Consider the following 17,376-nt stretch of genomic DNA (forward strand, 5'->3'; position numbering starts at 1 on the left):
CGCTGCCCCCGCTGCCCCCGGTGCCGCCGGCGGGGGACTCGGAGATCAGCGTCAGCAGGCGGCCGGCCTGGGCGTCCAGCGCGTCCGCGCCGCGTCCGGACAGCACCCACGGCACGACACCGCCGGCGCGCACGGCCGGCTCATGGCCACCCCGGGCGCGCACCGGCGGCGCCGGGAGCGCCTCGGATGCCTTGGACACCTCAGGCAGTGCCCTGGGCGCCTCGCCCAGCACGACATGGCAGTTCGCCCCGCCGATACCGAACGAACTCACCCCGGCCAGCAGCGGCAGGTCGTCGTGGGGCCAGGGACGCCGGGCGGTCACCACGCGCAGCCGCAGCTCCTCGAACGGGATCCGGGGGTTGGGCGTGACGAAGTTCAAGCTCGGCGGGATCACCCGGTGTGTGATCGCGAGGACCGTCTTGACCAGGCCGGCGATCCCTCCCGCACCCTCGAGATGGCCGATGTTCGTCTTCACCGAACCGACCAGCAGGGGATCGTCGGCGGGCCGTCCGGCGCCGTAGGCGGCGCCCAGCGCGGCTGCCTCGATCGGATCCCCGACCGCGGTCCCGGTGCCGTGCAGTTCGACGTATTGCACGTCGCGCGGGTCGACGCCGGCCCGTCCGGCCGCCGCGCGCGCCAGGTCCTGCTGGGCCTGCGTGCTCGGGATGGTCAGGCTTTCCGTGGCGCCGTCGCTGTTCACCGCGCAGCCGCGGATCACCGCATAGATCCGGTCGCCGTCGGCGAGCGCGGCCGCGACCGGCTTGAGCACGACGACGGCGCCGCCCTCGCCGCGCACGAAGCCGTTCGCCCGCGCGTCAAAGGTGAAGCACTGCCCGTGGGGGGACAGCCCGCCGAAACGCTGCGCGCTGATGGTTGCCTCGGCCGTGAGGTTGAGGTGGACGCCGGCGGCCAGGGCCAGCTCCGACTCGCCGCGGCGCAGGCTCTCGCAGGCCAGGTGCACCGCCACCAGCGACGACGACTGGGCGGTGTCCACCGTCAGGCTCGGGCCGCGCAGACCCAGGACGTAGGACAGCCGGTTGGCGATGAGGCCGCGGGACAGACCGGTGAAGGTGTGCCGGGTGACGGCCTCGAGACTGTGGCGGTGGACCAGCCCGGTGTAGTCGCTGGCGATGGCGCCCACGAAGACACCCGTGCGGGTGCCGGCCAGAGCGGCCGGGACGACCCGGGCGTCCTCCAGCGCCTCCCAGCCCAGCTCGAGGACGAGACGCTGCTGCGGATCCATCGCGTCCGCCTCGTGCGGCGAGATGCCGAAAAACTCCGGGTCGAAGTCCTCGACGCCGTCGAGAAAACCGCCGCGCAGCGAGCGGACATTGTCCGGGATTCCCTCCCACCGGCCGGCGGGAACATCCGTGACGGCGCTGCGCGCATTCTCCAGCAGCTGCCAGAACTCCCCGGGCCCGGCTGCCCCGGGCAGCCGGGCGGCCAGACCGACGACGGCGATGTCGGACGGCGTCTCGGCATGCGACATCTTGGGTGTCCATTTCCTCTCGTAAACGGCCGGCACGGCCGGACGCCGGTGCGGCAAAGGCGTCCGGTCAGCCAAAGGCAGTGCGATCATGCTTTTCTCGCGCTGCCGGAGGACCAGGTTCCCCGGGTCACTGGGGCCAAAGGAAGCGCGATCATGCTTTTCTCGCGCTCAGGTTCCGGAAACTGATCCGGCAGGTTCCGGTGAGGGTGCCAGGAGCCACGAGGGAGCGTGGGGACGAGACGCAAGACACGGACTGCGACGAGCGGGTGAGCGCGGGGTGCTGAGGGCGGGGTGTTGGCCGCGGTGAGCGGCGCCGACCCCGGTGCCGTCAACGCAGCTGCAGGCTCCTGGGGCGACAGTGCTCGGCGTGGCGGGGACAGCGCGTAGCGCAGGGACGGCTGGACCGAGGCGGTAGCACGCTGTCACACCCTTTCGTCCGTACTTACGTGTCCGGCCCGGCTGGGTTCCCTTCGGCCTCCGAGCGCGCGGGAAGGGCTATAGATCGCGCGCTCTTTGGCCGGCCGGGTTCCCTTCGGCCTCCGAGCGCGTGAGAGGAGCTATAGATCGCGCGTTCTTTGGCCGGCCGGCATGTTGATGGTCTACAGAAAGCCATGCGGCGATAACCCCTATCGATACCCCTAGTCGACCCTTACCGCCATTGTGGTACAGCTCACAGTGGATGTGTGGCCCAGATTATGTGGCATTCGCTCCGAGAAATAAAACGTTGGCCCCTGTGAAGCTTTTCTTCGGGCTCTGGTCTTGCTTTCCCGTAGAAGTCCTGATAGGGATGACACAAGCCGGGCCGTGTATTTCCGGACGCCACCCGCCGGCCCGTGCCAGCCGCCGGCAGGAAAGGACACCAGTCGTCATGACGCGACCCGGCACGAGCACCGGTGGCGGTACCAATACCGGTACCGACCTGTGGATACGACGGTTCCATCCGGTGCCGGATCCCGCCCGGCGCCTGGTCTGCTTCCCTCACGCGGGAGGCTCGGCGACCTTTTTCTTCCCGCTGTCCCGGGAACTGTCCGCGCCGGCCGTCCCGGGGCGGTCCGGCGTCGAGGTGATCGCCGTCCAGTACCCCGGCCGGCAGGACCGGCGTGGCGAACCGGCGATCGACACCGTCGCCGAACTCGCCGAAAAGATCACTGTAGTCCTGCGGCCGTGGGCCGCCGAGCCGCTGACGTTCTTCGGCCACAGCATGGGCGCCGTTGTGGCCTTCGAGGTCGCTCGACGCCTGCAGGCCAGCGGGGATGCCGGGCCGACGCTCCTGATCACGTCAGGCCGCCGCGCGCCGTCCCGGCAGCGCCGTCATCAGGACGTGCACCGCCGTGACGACGCCGGCATCGTCGCCGAGCTGCGGCGGCTCGCCGGAACCGACAGCCGGCTGCTCGGCGACGAGGAGATCCTCCGCATGATCCTGCCGGCGATCCGGGCCGACTACACCGCGATCGAGACCTACCAGCCGGGGGAGGATGCGCTGGTCCACTGCCCGGTCACGGCGTTCACCGGTGACGCCGATCCACAGACCACGATCGACGAGGCGGACGCCTGGCGCGACCACACCACCGGCGCGTTCGGGCTGCGGGTCTTCCCCGGCGGGCATTTCTACCTGGCCGAGGACCCCGGGCCGGTCATCGCGGCCATCCGCGCCGAGCTGGGCGCGCAGACAGCCGCGGTGCCCGCCGCGTCGGGCCCGTCACCGAAGCCCAGCCAGGCGGCGAGCTCGCGCACCTCGGCGCGGTAGAGCTTCGCCGGGTCCGCCACGTGGGGCCGCAGGTGTCCGTTGATCTCCAGCGCCAGCAGCCCGTGCAGCCGGCCCCAGATCCGTAGCGACAGCGCGACGGCTGCCGGTGGCAGGCACGGGACCGCCGCGCGGGCCAGGGCTGCGAACGGCGGGGTGAAGTCGGACCAGTCGTAGCCGTCGGCGTCCATGCCCATGCCTGCCTCGGGCGAGGACATCCGGGCCTGCAGGGCCGGCCAGGCGGTCTCCACCAGGCGCAGCAGCACGACGCACGCCTGCTGCTCGGCCGAGGAGGCGTCGCCCTCGGCCGGGAACTGGTAGCCCGGGATGGGACTGCCGTAGAGAAGCTGGAACTCCTGCGGGTTGGTGACAGCCCACTCGCGGTAGGCCGTCGCCACCGCGAGCAGGGCCCCGCCGGGATCGTCGGCGGGCACCGCGGCCCGGACGGACTCCAGGCGCTGGGCCACCGAGGTGTAGACGTCGGTCACCAGCGCGGTGACCATGTCGTCGCGGGTGTCGTAGTAGCTGTACAGCGCGCCCGCCGTCATACCCATCTCGCGGGCGATCGCCCGCAGCGACAGCGCCGCCGCCCCACCGTCGGCCATATGGCGCAGTGCGATCGCCTTGATGTCGCGGACCGTCTCGGCTCGTAGCCGGTCGCGTCGCCGAAGCATGCGATCTTCCACCGTTGGTAGTTTACAGCGCTTGTCTACTACACTGCGACCAAACATTGATAGCCGTGTAGTCTTCGAACACCGTCATACCACGGCCGTCGAGCCAGGCGGCATGGTCGTCCCGTTGTTCGTCCGCGCTGACCTCGCGTCAGCCACCGCTTTGAGGAAGAGGAAGGGGCTCGCCCCATGACTGTCTCCGCAGCCCCCGGGCTGCCGCACCAGCGAACTCGGCTCACGCTCGCTCTGCTGGCGTTCGCACAGTTCATCGTCGCCGTCGACTACAACATCGTCTACGTCGCCCTGCCCGACATCGGAGGTGACCTGGGCTTCACCTCGCAGTCGGTGCAGTGGGTCGTCAGCGCCTACGCCGTCGCCTTCGGCGGCCTCCTGCTGCTCGGCGGACGCGCCTCCGACCGGCTCGGGGCACGTCGTATCTTCACCGTCGCGCTCGCCATATACGGCCTGTCCTCCCTGGCCGGAGGTCTGGCATCGACGCCCGGCCTACTCGTGGCCGCGCGCACGGTGCAGGGGATCGGCGGCGCCCTGCTGTTCCCGGCGATCCTCAAGCTCATCACCACCATCTACGAGGAGGGGACCGAACGCACCCAGGCCCTGGCGGTGTGGAGCGTGGCGGCCAGCGGCGGGCTCGCCGCCGGGGCCCTGCTCGGCGGGCTGCTCACCGACTGGTTCGGCTGGGAGTCGGTCTTCTACGTCAACGTCCCGCTCACGGTCGTGGCCCTGCTGGCCGTCCCACGCCTGCTTCCGCCGGACCCGCCGCGGGTGCGCGGGATCAAGGGCTTCGACCTGCCCGGCGCGCTGATCGCCACCGCCGGCGTGGCGCTTGTCGTGTTCGGCCTGGCCGGCGGCTCGGAGGCCGGCTGGACGGCTAGCCGCACCACTGTCTCCCTCGCCGTCGGGGTGGTGCTGCTCGTCGGGTTCGTCCTGGTCGAGGTCCGGACGCGGGACCCGCTGGCCCCGCCGAGACTGTTCCGGCACCGTACGCTCGTGATCTCCATGCTCACGGTGCTGCTGCTCGTCGGCAGCCTCGCCGGCGAGTACTACCTGTTCACCACCTACCTGCAGAACGTGCTTGAATTCAGCCCGCTCGAGGCCGGGCTGGCGTTCCTCCCGCTCACCGTGATCTCGATGGTGGGCGGTGCGGTGGCCGTCACCCTGCTCACCCGCTACGGGCTGCGCACCACGATGTCCGCGGGCATGCTCGTGGGCGGCGCCGGCATCGCGGCGGTCACCGCCGGGGTGTCGGTGGACGGTTCGTACGTGGCCCTGCTGCCCGGCCTGGTGCTGTGGGGTATCGGCGGTGGGGTCGCCTTCACCGCGGTGTTCGTCGCCGCGTCCGCCGGGGTGGCACCGGCGGAGCAGGGTGTCGCGAACGCCCTGGCCTCGACCTTCCAGCAGATCGGCACCGCGCTGGGACTGGCGGTGATCATCGCGGTCGTGGCGGCCCGTCCCCACGGGCCGGCGTCCCTTGGCGCCACCGCGACGGGGGTCGTGGACGCGCTGCGGGTGGGCGGATGGGTGTCGGCTGCCATCTGCGCCGCCGGGACCGTGGTGGCCCTCGCCCTCGTCCGGACGCCGCGGGCGGCCGAGCAGCCGGCTGCGGCGTCGACGTCCGCTGCCGCGGGTGAGCCCGCCGCCGACTCCCAGCGCCAGCCCGCATGAGGTGACGGACGGGCCCGAAACCCAAGCCCGTCCCAGCCATAAAACCCCGTCAACCGCGTCAACTCCCCGTCCCCATTCACAACGAGGCCGTCCCCATTCACAACGAGGCCGTCGCCGACATCTCGGTACGGTTTCCAGAGCGTCATTCGGGCCGCTGTGCAGGCCGTGCCCCGCGTTCTGGAACAGGACATGGCGGGAGCGCCATATGGTGCTCCCGCCATCCTCGCCCGGTGCGTCCGCGCCCCCGGCGCACCGCGGCTGGTGCCAGCTCGGCTGGTGCCACTGATCGTGCTCGCGTTCCGCGAGGGCACATCTAACATATTCCGGATATCAAGTCAACCCTGATCGACCCCTACTGACACCCCGATATTCGTCCGGGCGGCAACTATCGGAACGCCTATCTGCCAGGATGCCGGATGCCGGGCACGCCTATATGGCGAGCATCACACCGACGTTTTTCTCCGGCCGGGTTTGTGCTCCGCTAATGTCCCCGGCATGAGGTCGGAGGGGCACCGTCGAGGCTGTCGGAGCACAGCTATTCTGACGTCACGACGCCACATCGATCTGTTGCGCGTCTCCAGCGCGACCTGTTCACACTGACCCGTCCGCGGTCGTCTTTTTCGTCAGTCACGCGGTTCGGTGCTTTTGCCGGCCCGCCGGCCCAAGCTTTTTTCGCCGCAATTCCCGCGTGCACCGTAACCGGCTCGGCGCGCGGAATGCCAGCTATCCCATCGCATTCTCGCACACCCAGAACATCGGAGTAGCTCCATGCGTTTCGTCAGGCCCACGTACGCCCTCACCGGCGTCACCGTCGCCGCGGCGCTCGTATTAGGCGCCTGCGGGTCGTCCGACGGTGGATCCGCCGACACCGGTTCGGGCGCACCCAGCGCCGGCGGGTCGGTGACCTACGCCGTCGACACCGAGCCGGTTTGCTACAACGTCCACGTCAGCCCGCAGGACATCACCGCCGAGATCCAGCGCAGCGTCGTCGACTCGCTGGTCTTCCTCGACGCCGACCAGAAGCTCCACCCGTGGCTGGCCAGCTCCTGGGAGACCTCGAGCGACTTCAAGACCTTCACCTTCAAGCTCCGCAAGGACGTGACGTTCACCGACGGTACGCCCTTCGACGCGAACGCGGTGAAGGCCAACTTCGACCACATAGCCGACCCGAAGACGAAGTCGCAGTACGCCTCGACGCTCATCAAGACCTACACCGGTACCGAGGTCGTCGACCAGTACACCGCAAAGATCGGTTTCTCCGCTCCGTCGGCACCGTTCCTGCAGGCGGCGAGCACCCCCTACCTCGGTTTCTATTCGCCCAAGACGCTGCAGGCCAACGCGGACAAGCTGTGCTCGGAAAGCCCGGCCCAGGTCGGCACCGGGCCGTTCACCGTGGCGGACTACACCAAGGGCCAGAGCATCAAGTTCGTCAAGAACCCGAACTACAACTGGGCGCCCGAGGGCTCCGCGCACACCGGACCGGCATATCTGGACACGCTCACCATCCGCGTCCTGCCGGAGGACTCCACCAGGGTGGGTGTGCTCAGCAGCGGACAGGTCGACGGTGCCCGCGCGATCCCGCCGGCCAACGTGCCGGCCGTCGAGGCGAACAAGGCCCTGAACGTGGTGCGCCTGCAGGCCGCGGGCGGCACCTACCAGATCTACCTCAACGTGACCCGGACGCCCCTGACCGACCAGCGGGTGCGCACCGCGATCCAGCGCGGCATCGACCTCGGCAAGGACGTCCAGGCCGTGTACTTCGGCCAGTACCAGCGGGCCTGGAGCCCGTTGGCACCGAGGACCCCGTCCTATGACAAGTCGCTGGAGAACAGCTGGCCCTACGACCCGGCCCTGGCCGGCCGGCTGCTCGACGAGGCGGGCTGGAGCGGACGGGACGCCGAGGGCTACCGCACCAAGGACGGCAAGCGCCTGAGCCTGGTCTGGCCGCTCATGCCCGCCGAGTACGTCAGGGACCAGCGGCAGGTCCTCGGCCAGGCGGTCCAGGCCGACCTGAAGAAGATCGGCGTCGAGATCCAGCGCCCGACCTTCGACATCGGTACCTTCATCACCAAGGGCTACGGCGGCGAGTTCGACGTCCTGGACTCCAGCTGGGCGCGGCCCGAGCCCGACATCCTGCGGCTGTTCTTCAACAGCGCCAGTTCGGCCGCGACCGGTGGCCAGAACACCTCGTTCATCAGCGACCCGCAGCTGGACCAGTGGACCAACGAGGGTGCCGCCACCCTTGACACCAAGATCCGCGACGACGTGTACGGCAAGACCCAGAAGAGGGTCATCGACCTTGCCGCGTCGGTCCCGGTCTACGTCCCCACGACGGCCATCGGGATCTCCAAGCAGGTCCACGGGCTCACCTTCGACGCGAGTTCGTGGCCGGTGTTCTACAGCACCTGGACCGACAAGAAGTGACGGGCGCGGGGCTGGTCAGGGGGACAGCCGTCCGGTTGGCGGCGGCAGTGGCGGTGATGCTCGGGGCGGCGACGCTCGCCTTCGCGGCGCTGCAGCTCGTGCCGGGCGACCCGGTGGCGGTGCTGCTGGGCCCGGCCACCACGGCCTCCCCCGAGGTACGGGCGCAGATCCGCGACGACTTCGGGCTCGACAGACCCGTCGTGGTGCAGTACGCGTCCTATCTCGGCCATCTCGTCCGGGGCGACCTCGGCGAGTCCTACCAGCTCCAGCGTCCCGTGGCCGAGCTGATCGACAGTCAGCTCTGGCCGACCGTCCAGCTCGCTTCGGCCGCGGTCGTGCTGGCCGTCGCCATCGCGGTGATCTCCGCGGTGACGACGGCCGGTCGGCCACTGCCCCGCATGCTGGCCTCTGCCTGGGAGCTGGTGGCGGTGTCCACGCCGTCGTACTGGCTCGGCATCGTCCTGCTCACGTTCTTCTCGTTCCGACTGACGATCTTCCCGGTCGCCGGCGCGCAGAGTTTCTCCGCGCTGGTCCTGCCCGCGGTGACCCTGGCGCTGCCGGTCGCCGGGGTGCTGGCGCAGGTGCTGCGCGAGGGCCTGGAAACGGCGCTGGCCCAGCCGTTCGTGGTCACCGCCCGGGCGCGCGGGCTGACCCGCATGGCGGTGCGGTTCCGGCACGCGCTGCGCCACGCGGCGGTGTCACTGGTGACGCTGACCGGCTGGCTGACCGGCACGTTGCTGGGTGGTGCGGTGCTGGTGGAGGTCGTCTTCGCCCGTCCCGGCATCGGGACACTGACATTGCAGGCGGTGGCGAACAAGGACATGCCGGTGGTGATCGGCGTCGTCATGATCTCCGCCTTCGTCTTCGTCCTGATCTCGACCGTGGTGGACCTCGCCTACCTCGCCATCGATCCGCGACTGAGGAAGGGGTGATCCGACAGTGACCGCCACGCAACCCGGCCTGCTCACCGGGCCCGGTTCGATCCTGACCACGGCCGGGCGCGCTTCCGGCCGGTCGCGACGGCGCCGGCTGTCGCATGCCGGCGTCGCGCTGGCCGGGGCGTTGCTTGTCCTGCTCACGCTGGTCGCGATCGCCCCGGAGCTGTTCACCGACCGGGCGCCCAACGAGACCGACCTCGCCCGGACGATGGCCGGACCCGGCGGCGCGCACTGGTTCGGCACCGATCAGCTCGGCCGGGACGTGTTCGCCCGGGTGTTGCACGGAGCCCGCACATCACTGCTGGTGGGCGCCGGGTCCACGGTGTTCGCCCTGCTGGGCGGCACGGTGCTGGGTCTGGCCGCCGCCCTGTCCGGCCGGGTGGGCGACCAGGTGCTGATGCGGTTCGCCGACGTCCTGCTGTCGCTGCCGTCCCTGCTGCTCGCGCTGCTGGCGGTAGCGGTGCTCGGCACGGGAACGGTGAACGTCATGCTTGCCGTCGCCATCGCCTTCGTACCCGGTTACGCCCGGATCGTACGGGCGGAGGCGCTGGTGGTCCGCCGGTCCGGGTACGTCGAGGCGGCGGTCGGGCTCGGGCTGCCCCGGCCGGTGCTCGTCGCCCGCCACGTCCTGCCCAACACCCTCGGCCCGCTGCTCGTTCTGGCCACCGTCGGCTTCGGCACGTCGGTGATCTATGCGTCCGGGCTGAGCTTCCTCGGCCTGGGTGCGGGGCCGCCGTCGCCGGAGTGGGGCGCGATGCTGTCCCAGGGACGTGACTTCCTGGCGACCGCATGGTGGATCGGGGTGTTCCCCGGGTTCGCGATCACCGTGACGGTGATCGCGGTCAACGTCGTCGGACGGTTCGCCCAGCGACGCTTCGCCGGGAGGATCTCGTGACCGATCCGGCGAAGTCTGTCTCCCCGGTGGTGCCTGCCGCGCCGGCGCCGAGGAGCGCGCCGGTGCTGCCCGCCGCGCCGGCGCGCTCCTCACCGCCGGCAGAGCCCCTGCTGGTCGTCGACGGGCTCGACGTCACCTTCGCGACCGGCGGCGAACCGGTGCACGCCGTCCGCAACGTCTCGTTCACTCTGGCCGCGGGCCGCTGCCTGGCACTGGTGGGGGAGTCCGGCTCGGGCAAGAGCGTCACCGCGCGCACCCTCGTCGGTCTCACCGGCGGGAACGCCACGATCGGCGCGCGCCGGTGCGTGTTCGCCGGGCAGGACCTGACCGCGTTCACCGAGGCGCAGTGGCGATCCGTGCGCGGCCGGCGGATCGGGCTGGTGCTCCAGGACGCGCTGGTGTCGCTGGACCCGCTGCGTACCGTCGGCGCCGAGATCGCGGAGGTCCTGCGCACCCACCGGGTCGTCCCGCGCGCCGAGATCGACGCCCGGGTGCTCTCGCTGCTCGACGACGTCGGGGTGCCCGAGCCGCGGCGGCGGGCGCGGCAGCACCCCCACCAGCTGTCGGGCGGGTTGCGCCAGCGGGCGCTGATCGCCTCGGCGATAGCGGCCGGGCCCGCCCTGGTGCTGGCCGACGAGCCGACCACGGCGCTGGACGTCACCGTGCAGGCGCAGGTGCTGGACCTGCTGCGGCGGCACAAGCTCGACGGTGTCGCACTGCTGCTCATCAGCCATGACCTCGCCGTGGTCGGCGGGCTCGCCGACGACATAGCGGTGATGTACGCCGGGCACATCGTCGAATACGGCCCGGCCGAGCAGGTCCTCGGTGATGCCCGCCATCCCTACACCCGGGCGCTGCTCGACGCCGTGCCCGTCACCCACACCAAGGGAACTCCGCTCGCCCCCTCGGCGGTCCGCTATCCCCGGCCGGGGCCGTCGGGATGCCCGTACGCGGACCGTTGCCCGCGGGCGGACGACCGCTGCCGCGAGCAGCTGCCGGCCCGCACCGTGCCCCCGGGCGCGGGCCGGCAGCACGACGTGCTGTGCTGGCATCCGTTCGAGGCGCCGTCCGCCGACTCGGTGACGGCCTCTGCGGCAGCGGTCGGTACCGGGACGAACACCTTTGGTGCCGCGGTCGTGACACCCCGGCCGGCGGAGCCGGCCACCGCGCCCGGGGTGGACACGGCATCCGGGGCGCGGGCCCCAGCGGCGGCCACCGGTGCGGTGCTCCTGGAGGTCGAGGGCATCTCCATGCGTTTCCGTTCCCCGGACGGCATCTGGCGTGACGCCGTGCGGGACGTGTCGTTCCGGCTGCATGCCGCCGAGACGCTCGGGGTCGTCGGCGAGTCGGGGTCGGGGAAGACGACCGCGGCCCGGATCGTACTCGGCCAGCTCGAGCCGGACACGGGGACGGTCACCTTCGCCGGCGAGCCGTGGAGCGGGCTGCGCGAGCGCGCCCGCCGCAGCCGCCGCCGTCGCATCCAGGCGATCTACCAGGATCCGCTGGGTTCCTTCGATCCCCGCTACCGTGTCGAGCGCATCATCGGTGAGGCGGTGGCCATCGCCGGCGTCCGCGGGGACGCTGGTGCGGCCATCGCCGGCGTGCGCCGGGGTGCTGCCCGCCGTGCCCGGGTCGTGGAGCTGCTCGACCAGGTCGGGTTGCCCGAAGGCGTGCTGCACCGCCGTCCGCTGGAGCTGTCGGGAGGGCAGCGGCAGCGGGTGGCGATCGCCCGTGCGCTGGCCCCCGCGCCCGACCTGATCGTCTGTGACGAGCCGGTGTCCGCCCTCGACGTGTCGATCCAGGCGCAGATCCTCGACCTGCTTGCCGGGCTGCAGCGCGACCTGGGCGTCGCGCTGCTGTTCATCTCCCACGACCTGGGGGTGATCCACCACGTCAGCGACCGGATCATCGTCATGAAGGACGGTCACGTCGTGGAGACCGGTGAGGTCGCCACCGTGTTCGCCCACCCCTCGCACACCTACACCCGGGATCTGCTGGCCGCCGTGCCGCGGCCGGTCGGCGGACGCGCCGCACCGGGCGTCCTGTCGAGTGCGCCACCTGCCCTGGGTGCGCCATCGGCCCCGAGCACCCTGAGCGTGATGATGAAGTGACGATCCTCCGCCGACACACCGTCAGGCGCCGTCCACCGTGGTGTCCATGCTCCCCGTACGTGTATCTCAAAGTATGGGGAACAAACCCACTATCTTGGTGATAATAGTTGGAAAGTTTAAGGACCAACTTTGAGGACCAACGGACGACGTCAGCAACGGTGATCAGTGGTCAGCGACGAGCGCAGTCGCTCGCGTGCCAAGTCGGCGCAGCCGGAGGAAACGCAACACCATGGGTACCGCAGCCCTGTCCCACATCATGTCCCGATGGCCGGACGCGCATACCGCCGAGTCCGCTCCCGCCCTGGTGGAACGGGACGACGCTCTGCGACGCCTGGATCTGCTGTTCGAGGACTGTGCGGCCTCCCGAGGCGCGACGGTCGTCATCGCCGGGGGAGCAGGGGCGGGGAAGACCGCGCTGCTCCACGCCTTCATGGCGCGGGCCGCGCGGGCGGGCGCGACCGTGCTGGAAGCTTTCGGATCGTGCGCGGAGCGTGATCTCCCGCTCGGGGTCCTGCGCCAGTTGTCCCGCGGTGGCTCGCGTGCCGGGCTGCCGGATGCCACCGGCGCGCACGGGTCCGACGGTCTGCTGCCCGACACCGCGTTCGGTCCGTCCGCCGACATGTCCACCGGCCTGTCCGCGGCCGTGCACGCAGTCCCTGCCGGTCACCCGCGTCCCCATCTGCTGCAGGACCTGTGGGTGGCGTTGCGGACGCTTTCCCAGCACGCTCCGGTGGTGCTGGCCGTCGACGACACCCACCTCGCCGATACGGCCTCGTTACGCGGGCTGATCTATCTCGGGCGGCGGCTGGGATCCCAGCGCGTGCTGCTGATCGCCACCGAGCTGGCGGATCCGGCCGGAGACCGGCTGCGCAACGCCTGGCAGACCGACCTGCTGCGCCAGCCTCGGTGCCACCGGCTGCGTGTCGGAGAGCTGTCGGTGCGCGGGGTGGCCGAGGTACTCACGCCGCGGCTGGGCGCGTCCGCAGCCCGCGAGGCGGCGCCGGGCTGGCGGGATCTCACCGGCGGCAACCCGCTCCTGCTGCGGGCGCTGGTCGAGGATCTGCCTGCCGCCCCCGGCCCGGCGCCAGCCGGGCAACCTGCCCACCCAAGTCCCGGAGAGGCGTTCGGCAAGGCAGTGCTGACCTGCCTGCGCCGTGGCGGTGAGCCGTTGCTGCGGGTGGCGCGGGGGATCGCGGTGCTGGAGGAGGCGGGTTCGGCGGCGCTGCTCCCGCGGTTGCTCGACGTCGACCCGGCCGTCACCAGACCGGTTCCCGCCCGCATCCTCGACACGCTCGAGGCCGCGGGTGTGCTGCGAGCCGGTCGCTTCCGGCACACCGCCGCCCGTGCGGCCGTCCTGGCCGACCTGGACGGACCGGCCCGCACGGCGCTGCACCGCCGCGCCGCCGAGCTGCTGTACAGCGCCGGCGCTCCGGCGGAGGACGTCGCCGTCCACCTCGTCGCGGCCGAGCACGCGCGTGAACCCTGGGGGCTCGACGTCCTGTGCCGGGCCGCGGTGACCGCGCTCGTCCGGGACGACGTGGGGTGCGCCCTGGAATGCCTCCGGCTGGCCGGACTGGCCTGTGAGGACGACGACCAGCGCGCGACGGTCGCGTTGCTGCGGGCCCGCGTCGAATGGCGGATCAATCCCGGAGCGGCGCTGCGTCACGTGGAACCGCTGGTCCCGGCGCTGCTCACCGGGCAGTTGCCGAGCCAGCACGCCCTCACCCTCGTCAAGCTCATGCTGTGGCACGGTCGTGAGGACGACGCGACCGCGGGCCTGCGGGAGCTGGAGACACGGCGTGACCAGCTTGACACGCAGTCGCTCGCCGGGCTCGACCTCATCCGCGAGTACCTGCAGGCCAACCATCCGCCGCTGGCCGCCAGGATCAGCTCGCTCGACGGCGCGGACGGCTGGCGCCCGAAGGCGAGCGCACTGAGCGTGGCCGCATCCGCCACTGACGGTCCCCTGCTGCCGGCCGTGACGACGCTGACCGACGTCCTGCGCACCGGTGCCAACCACGACACGGTCCGCACCGCCGAGTGGGTGTTGCAGGCCACCCCCCTGGACGACGTGACCCTGGGTTCGTTGGAGTGGGCGTTGCTCGTGCTGGTCTACGCCGACCGTGCCGACATCGCCGCCTCCTGGTGCGACCAGTTCCTGCGCGAAGCCGCGCTGCGGCAGGCGCCGACCTGGCAGGCGATGCTGTCGGGCATCCGCGCGGAGGTCGCGGTGCACCAGGGCGACTCACCAGCGGCGGAGCAGCACGCCCGGGCGGCCCTGACGCTCATCCCGGGGTGGACGTGGGGAGTCGGCATCGGCCGGCCGCTGTCAGCGCTGATCGCGGCCACGACGGTGACCGGCAGCCATGCCGTCGACCAGCTCGCCGCGCCGATCCCGGACGCGATGTTCCAGACCAGGTTCGGCCTGCAGTACCTCTATGCGCGCGGCCAGCAACGCCTGTCGCACGGACGCCTGCACGCCGCACTCGACGACCTGCTGACCTGCGGGCGGCTGATGACCGCCTGGGACATCGACCTGCCGTCGTTCGTGCCGTGGCGGGTCGAGGCGGCACTCACCCTGGTGCGCCTGGGGCGCACTGCGGAGGCCCGGGCTCTCGCCGACGAACACCTCTCCCGTCCCGGCGGTGGCCGGGTGCGCGGGATGGGTCTGCGCGCGTTGGCCGCCGCCCTGGATGCTCGGGAACGCCCCGCGGTGCTGCTGGCGGCTGTCGACATCCTCCAGGAACGCGGCGACCGGCTGCAGCTCGCCTACGCGCTGGCGGACCTCAGCGACGCCCACCGGCGCTCCGGCGAGCTGACCAAGGCGCGGATGATCACCCGTCGGGCGGTGCTGCTCGCGCAGGAGTGCGGCGCCGAACCGCTGCGGCAGCGGCTGACCGACCGCAGCGGCGACGACACCCCCGGGTACGGCGGGATCGCCGCGACGTTGTCGGCCGCCGAACTGCAGGTCGCGATGCTCGCCGCTTCCGGCCGGACGAACCGGGAGATCGCCAAGAAGCTCTACATCACGGTCAGCACGGTCGAACAGCACCTCACCCGCGCTTATCGCAAGTTGCGGGTCAACGGACGCGCGGACCTGCCGGTGATTTTACAGGTGTAGGTTTGTCCACCCGGGTAGGGGTAGGCCAGGCACGGGATGGCTCATATGACGGTCGGGCCCACACGACGGTCCGCGTCCCCTGCCAGGAGGAGAGTATGACCAGGCCGGTTATGTCTCCGGACCCGGAATCCGGAAAGAACGACATCTCGAACCCGCTTGACAACCCGCTGGACGCGGTGCGGGTTTCCTCCGCGGGTGCGCCCCTGACCACCAACCAGGGGGTACGCGTGGATGACACGGACAATTCGCTCACAGTGGGCGAACGCGGTCCCTCCCTGCTCGAGGACTTCCATCTGCGCGAGAAGATCACGCATTTCGACCACGAGCGGATTCCCGAGCGGGTCGTGCACGCGCGTGGTTTCGGCGCGCACGGTTACTTCGAGCCCACCGTGTCCATGGCGGACTACACCGTCGCGGACTTCCTCGCCGAACCGGGCCGACGGACGCCGGTTTTCGTCCGGTTCTCCACCGTGGTCGGTTCACGGGGGTCGGCCGACACCGTACGCGACGTCCGCGGTTTCGCGGTCAAGTTCTACACCCGGGAGGGCAACTTCGACCTGGTCGGCAACAACATGCCGGTGTTCTTCATCCAGGACGGGATCAAGTTCCCCGATTTCGTCCATGCGGTGAAGCCGGAACCGCACAACGAGGTCCCGCAGGCGTCCACGGCACACGACACGTTGTGGGACTTCGTCTCGCTGACACCGGAGTCAATGCACATGATGATGTGGGCGCTGTCGGACCGGGCGATTCCGCGCAGCTACCGGATGATGCAGGGTTTCGGGGTCCATACCTTCCGGCTCGTCGGCCCGCAGGGACGTTCGCATTTCGTGAAGTTCCACTGGAAGCCCGTCCTCGGGACGCATTCCCTGGTCTGGGACGAAGCCCAGAAGCTGGCCGGGAAGGACCCCGACTTCAACCGCCGCGACCTGTGGGAGGCGATCGAGGCGGGCCATCCGGCCGAGTACGAGCTCGGCGTGCAGCTCGTCCCCGAGCAGGACGCCTCAGCGTTCGACTTCGACCTGCTCGACCCCACCAAAATCATCCCGGAGGAGACGGTACCGGTCCGGACCATCGGAAAACTCACGCTGAACCGCAACACCGACAACTTCTTCGCCGAGACCGAACAGGTCGCCTTCCACATCGGCAATCTCGTGCGCGGGATCGACGTGACCGACGACCCGCTGCTGCAGGCACGGATGTTCTCCTATCTCGACACGCAGCTCATCCGGCTCGGCGGCCCGAACTTCCACGAGCTGCCTGTGAACCGTTCGCATGTCGAGATCCACAACAATCAGCGGGACGGCTACGGCCGGCAGCGGATCGACACCGGCCGGGCGAGTTACCACCCGAGTTCCCTGGACGGGGGAGGGGCCACGCCCGCCGGCGCCGACAACGGCGGTTACCAGCACCACCCGGAACACCTCGTCGGCAACAAGATTCGTAAGCGTCCGGACAGTTTCGCCGACCACTACAGCCAGGCGACCCTGTTCTGGAACAGCATGAGCGAGCCCGAGCGGCAGCACATCGTCGACGCGGCGGTCTTCGAGCTCGGCAAGGTCGCCACGACCGAGATCCGTGAGCGGATGGTGGAGCATTTCAACCACGTCGACCACGAGTTCGCGGTGCGGGTGGCCGAGGGTCTCGGGACACCGTCGCCGGCCGGTCCGGTCCGCGCCAACCACGGCCGTGGTTCCCCGGCGCTCAGCCAGGACAACACCGCCAAGGATTCGGTCCGGACCCGGCGGGTGGCGGTTCTCGCCGCGGACGGGCTGGACGGCGAGACGCTCACGACCGTGAAAGCCGGGCTCACCGACGCCGGCGCGAGCGTGGACGTGGTCGCCGCCCACGGCGGTACGGTGGCGACGGACGCCGGCGGGCAGGCGAGCGTGGACAGGATCGCCTCCACGGTCGCGTCGGTCATGTACGACGCGGTGCTGGTACCCGGCGGTGAGCCGGCCGTCCAGGAGCTGCTGGGCGAAGGTGACGCGATCCACTTCGTGAACGAGGCGTTCAAGCACGGTAAGGCGCTGGCGGCGGTGGGCGCCGGGGTGGAGCTGTTCCGGCGGGCGCAGCTGTCCCCTGTGCGGCTGGCCGCCGACGGTGAGGGCCTGGTCGTGGACGCGGGGGTCGTGACGACGGGTCAGGGCGCCTCGGTCTCCTCCGGTGGCGACGGCCGTGACCAGTTCCTGGCCGCCTTCGTCGCCGCGGTCGCCGCGCACCGGCACTGGCAGCGCGCCAACGTGCCCGTCCCGGCCTAGGCCGTGTCTGATGGCTCTTGGGTGGTGTCGCGGAGCCAG

10 protein-coding genes and 1 pseudogene are annotated in these 17,376 nt (G+C 70.8%); 9 read left to right on the forward strand and 2 right to left on the reverse strand.

Annotated elements, in window-relative coordinates:
* On the reverse strand, positions 1 to 1,489 hold a 1,489-nt coding region (locus CV1CTNOD_RS14405), incomplete at its 3' end, for a polyketide synthase (RefSeq protein ID WP_131786609.1).
* An 868-nt stretch (positions 1,490 to 2,357) separates the two neighbouring features.
* Between CV1CTNOD_RS14405 and CV1CTNOD_RS14410 the strand changes: the two genes are divergently transcribed.
* On the forward strand, positions 2,358 to 3,236 hold the full coding sequence (locus tag CV1CTNOD_RS14410) for a thioesterase II family protein (protein ID WP_131786610.1): 879 nt from the start codon (positions 2,358 to 2,360) through the stop codon (positions 3,234 to 3,236).
* Positions 3,237 to 3,271: 35 nt separating this feature from the next.
* Here CV1CTNOD_RS14410 and CV1CTNOD_RS14415 read toward each other — a convergent pair.
* A pseudogene (locus CV1CTNOD_RS14415) lies at positions 3,272 to 3,964 on the reverse strand (TetR/AcrR family transcriptional regulator); the annotation flags it as partial.
* Positions 3,965 to 4,093: 129 nt separating this feature from the next.
* On the opposite strand from CV1CTNOD_RS14415, the gene CV1CTNOD_RS14420 reads away from it, so the two are divergent.
* The 8 genes from CV1CTNOD_RS14420 (at position 4,094) to CV1CTNOD_RS14450 (ending at position 17,337) form a co-directional block, all read left to right on the forward strand.
* Positions 4,094 to 5,587, forward strand: coding sequence for an MFS transporter (locus CV1CTNOD_RS14420; protein ID WP_131786611.1), 1,494 nt, complete (start codon positions 4,094 to 4,096; stop codon positions 5,585 to 5,587).
* Between the two features lie 495 nt (positions 5,588 to 6,082).
* Complete coding sequence (locus CV1CTNOD_RS28375; RefSeq protein ID WP_430827819.1) at positions 6,083 to 6,187, forward strand: putative leader peptide; 105 nt, start codon at positions 6,083 to 6,085, stop codon at positions 6,185 to 6,187.
* 168 nt (positions 6,188 to 6,355) lie between these two features.
* On the forward strand, positions 6,356 to 8,011 hold the full coding sequence (locus CV1CTNOD_RS14425) for an ABC transporter substrate-binding protein (protein WP_131786612.1): 1,656 nt from the start codon (positions 6,356 to 6,358) through the stop codon (positions 8,009 to 8,011).
* 56 nt (positions 8,012 to 8,067) lie between these two features.
* A complete protein-coding gene (locus CV1CTNOD_RS14430) occupies positions 8,068 to 8,943 on the forward strand; it encodes an ABC transporter permease (RefSeq protein WP_165485519.1) in 876 nt (291 codons plus the stop codon).
* A 7-nt stretch (positions 8,944 to 8,950) separates the two neighbouring features.
* Positions 8,951 to 9,844, forward strand: coding sequence for an ABC transporter permease (locus tag CV1CTNOD_RS14435; RefSeq protein ID WP_131786613.1), 894 nt, complete (start codon positions 8,951 to 8,953; stop codon positions 9,842 to 9,844).
* Between the two features lie 62 nt (positions 9,845 to 9,906).
* Positions 9,907 to 11,955 carry a dipeptide ABC transporter ATP-binding protein gene (locus CV1CTNOD_RS14440; protein WP_431607118.1) on the forward strand — a complete coding sequence of 683 codons (2,049 nt, stop codon included), beginning with the start codon at positions 9,907 to 9,909 and terminating at the stop codon, positions 11,953 to 11,955.
* Between the two features lie 229 nt (positions 11,956 to 12,184).
* Complete coding sequence (locus tag CV1CTNOD_RS14445) at positions 12,185 to 15,076, forward strand: helix-turn-helix transcriptional regulator (RefSeq protein ID WP_131786615.1); 2,892 nt, start codon at positions 12,185 to 12,187, stop codon at positions 15,074 to 15,076.
* A gap of 110 nt (positions 15,077 to 15,186) precedes the next feature.
* Positions 15,187 to 17,337 carry a catalase gene (locus tag CV1CTNOD_RS14450; protein ID WP_131786617.1) on the forward strand — a complete coding sequence of 717 codons (2,151 nt, stop codon included), beginning with the start codon at positions 15,187 to 15,189 and terminating at the stop codon, positions 17,335 to 17,337.
* Positions 17,338 to 17,376: the final 39 nt, after the last annotated feature.

This window comes from Protofrankia symbiont of Coriaria ruscifolia (assembly GCF_900634745.1).
GTDB lineage: Bacteria > Actinomycetota > Actinomycetes > Frankiales > Frankiaceae > Protofrankia > Protofrankia californiensis.

Coding starts and splice junctions, on each gene's coding strand:
- CV1CTNOD_RS14410 (WP_131786610.1), top strand. CDS start 2,358: ATGACGCGACCCGGCACGAGCACCGGTGGCGGTACCAATACCGGTACC.
- CV1CTNOD_RS14420 (WP_131786611.1), top strand. CDS start 4,094: ATGACTGTCTCCGCAGCCCCCGGGCTGCCGCACCAGCGAACTCGGCTC.
- CV1CTNOD_RS28375 (WP_430827819.1), top strand. CDS start 6,083: ATGAGGTCGGAGGGGCACCGTCGAGGCTGTCGGAGCACAGCTATTCTG.
- CV1CTNOD_RS14425 (WP_131786612.1), top strand. CDS start 6,356: ATGCGTTTCGTCAGGCCCACGTACGCCCTCACCGGCGTCACCGTCGCC.
- CV1CTNOD_RS14430 (WP_165485519.1), top strand. CDS start 8,068: ATGCTCGGGGCGGCGACGCTCGCCTTCGCGGCGCTGCAGCTCGTGCCG.
- CV1CTNOD_RS14445 (WP_131786615.1), top strand. CDS start 12,185: ATGGGTACCGCAGCCCTGTCCCACATCATGTCCCGATGGCCGGACGCG.
- CV1CTNOD_RS14450 (WP_131786617.1), top strand. CDS start 15,187: ATGTCTCCGGACCCGGAATCCGGAAAGAACGACATCTCGAACCCGCTT.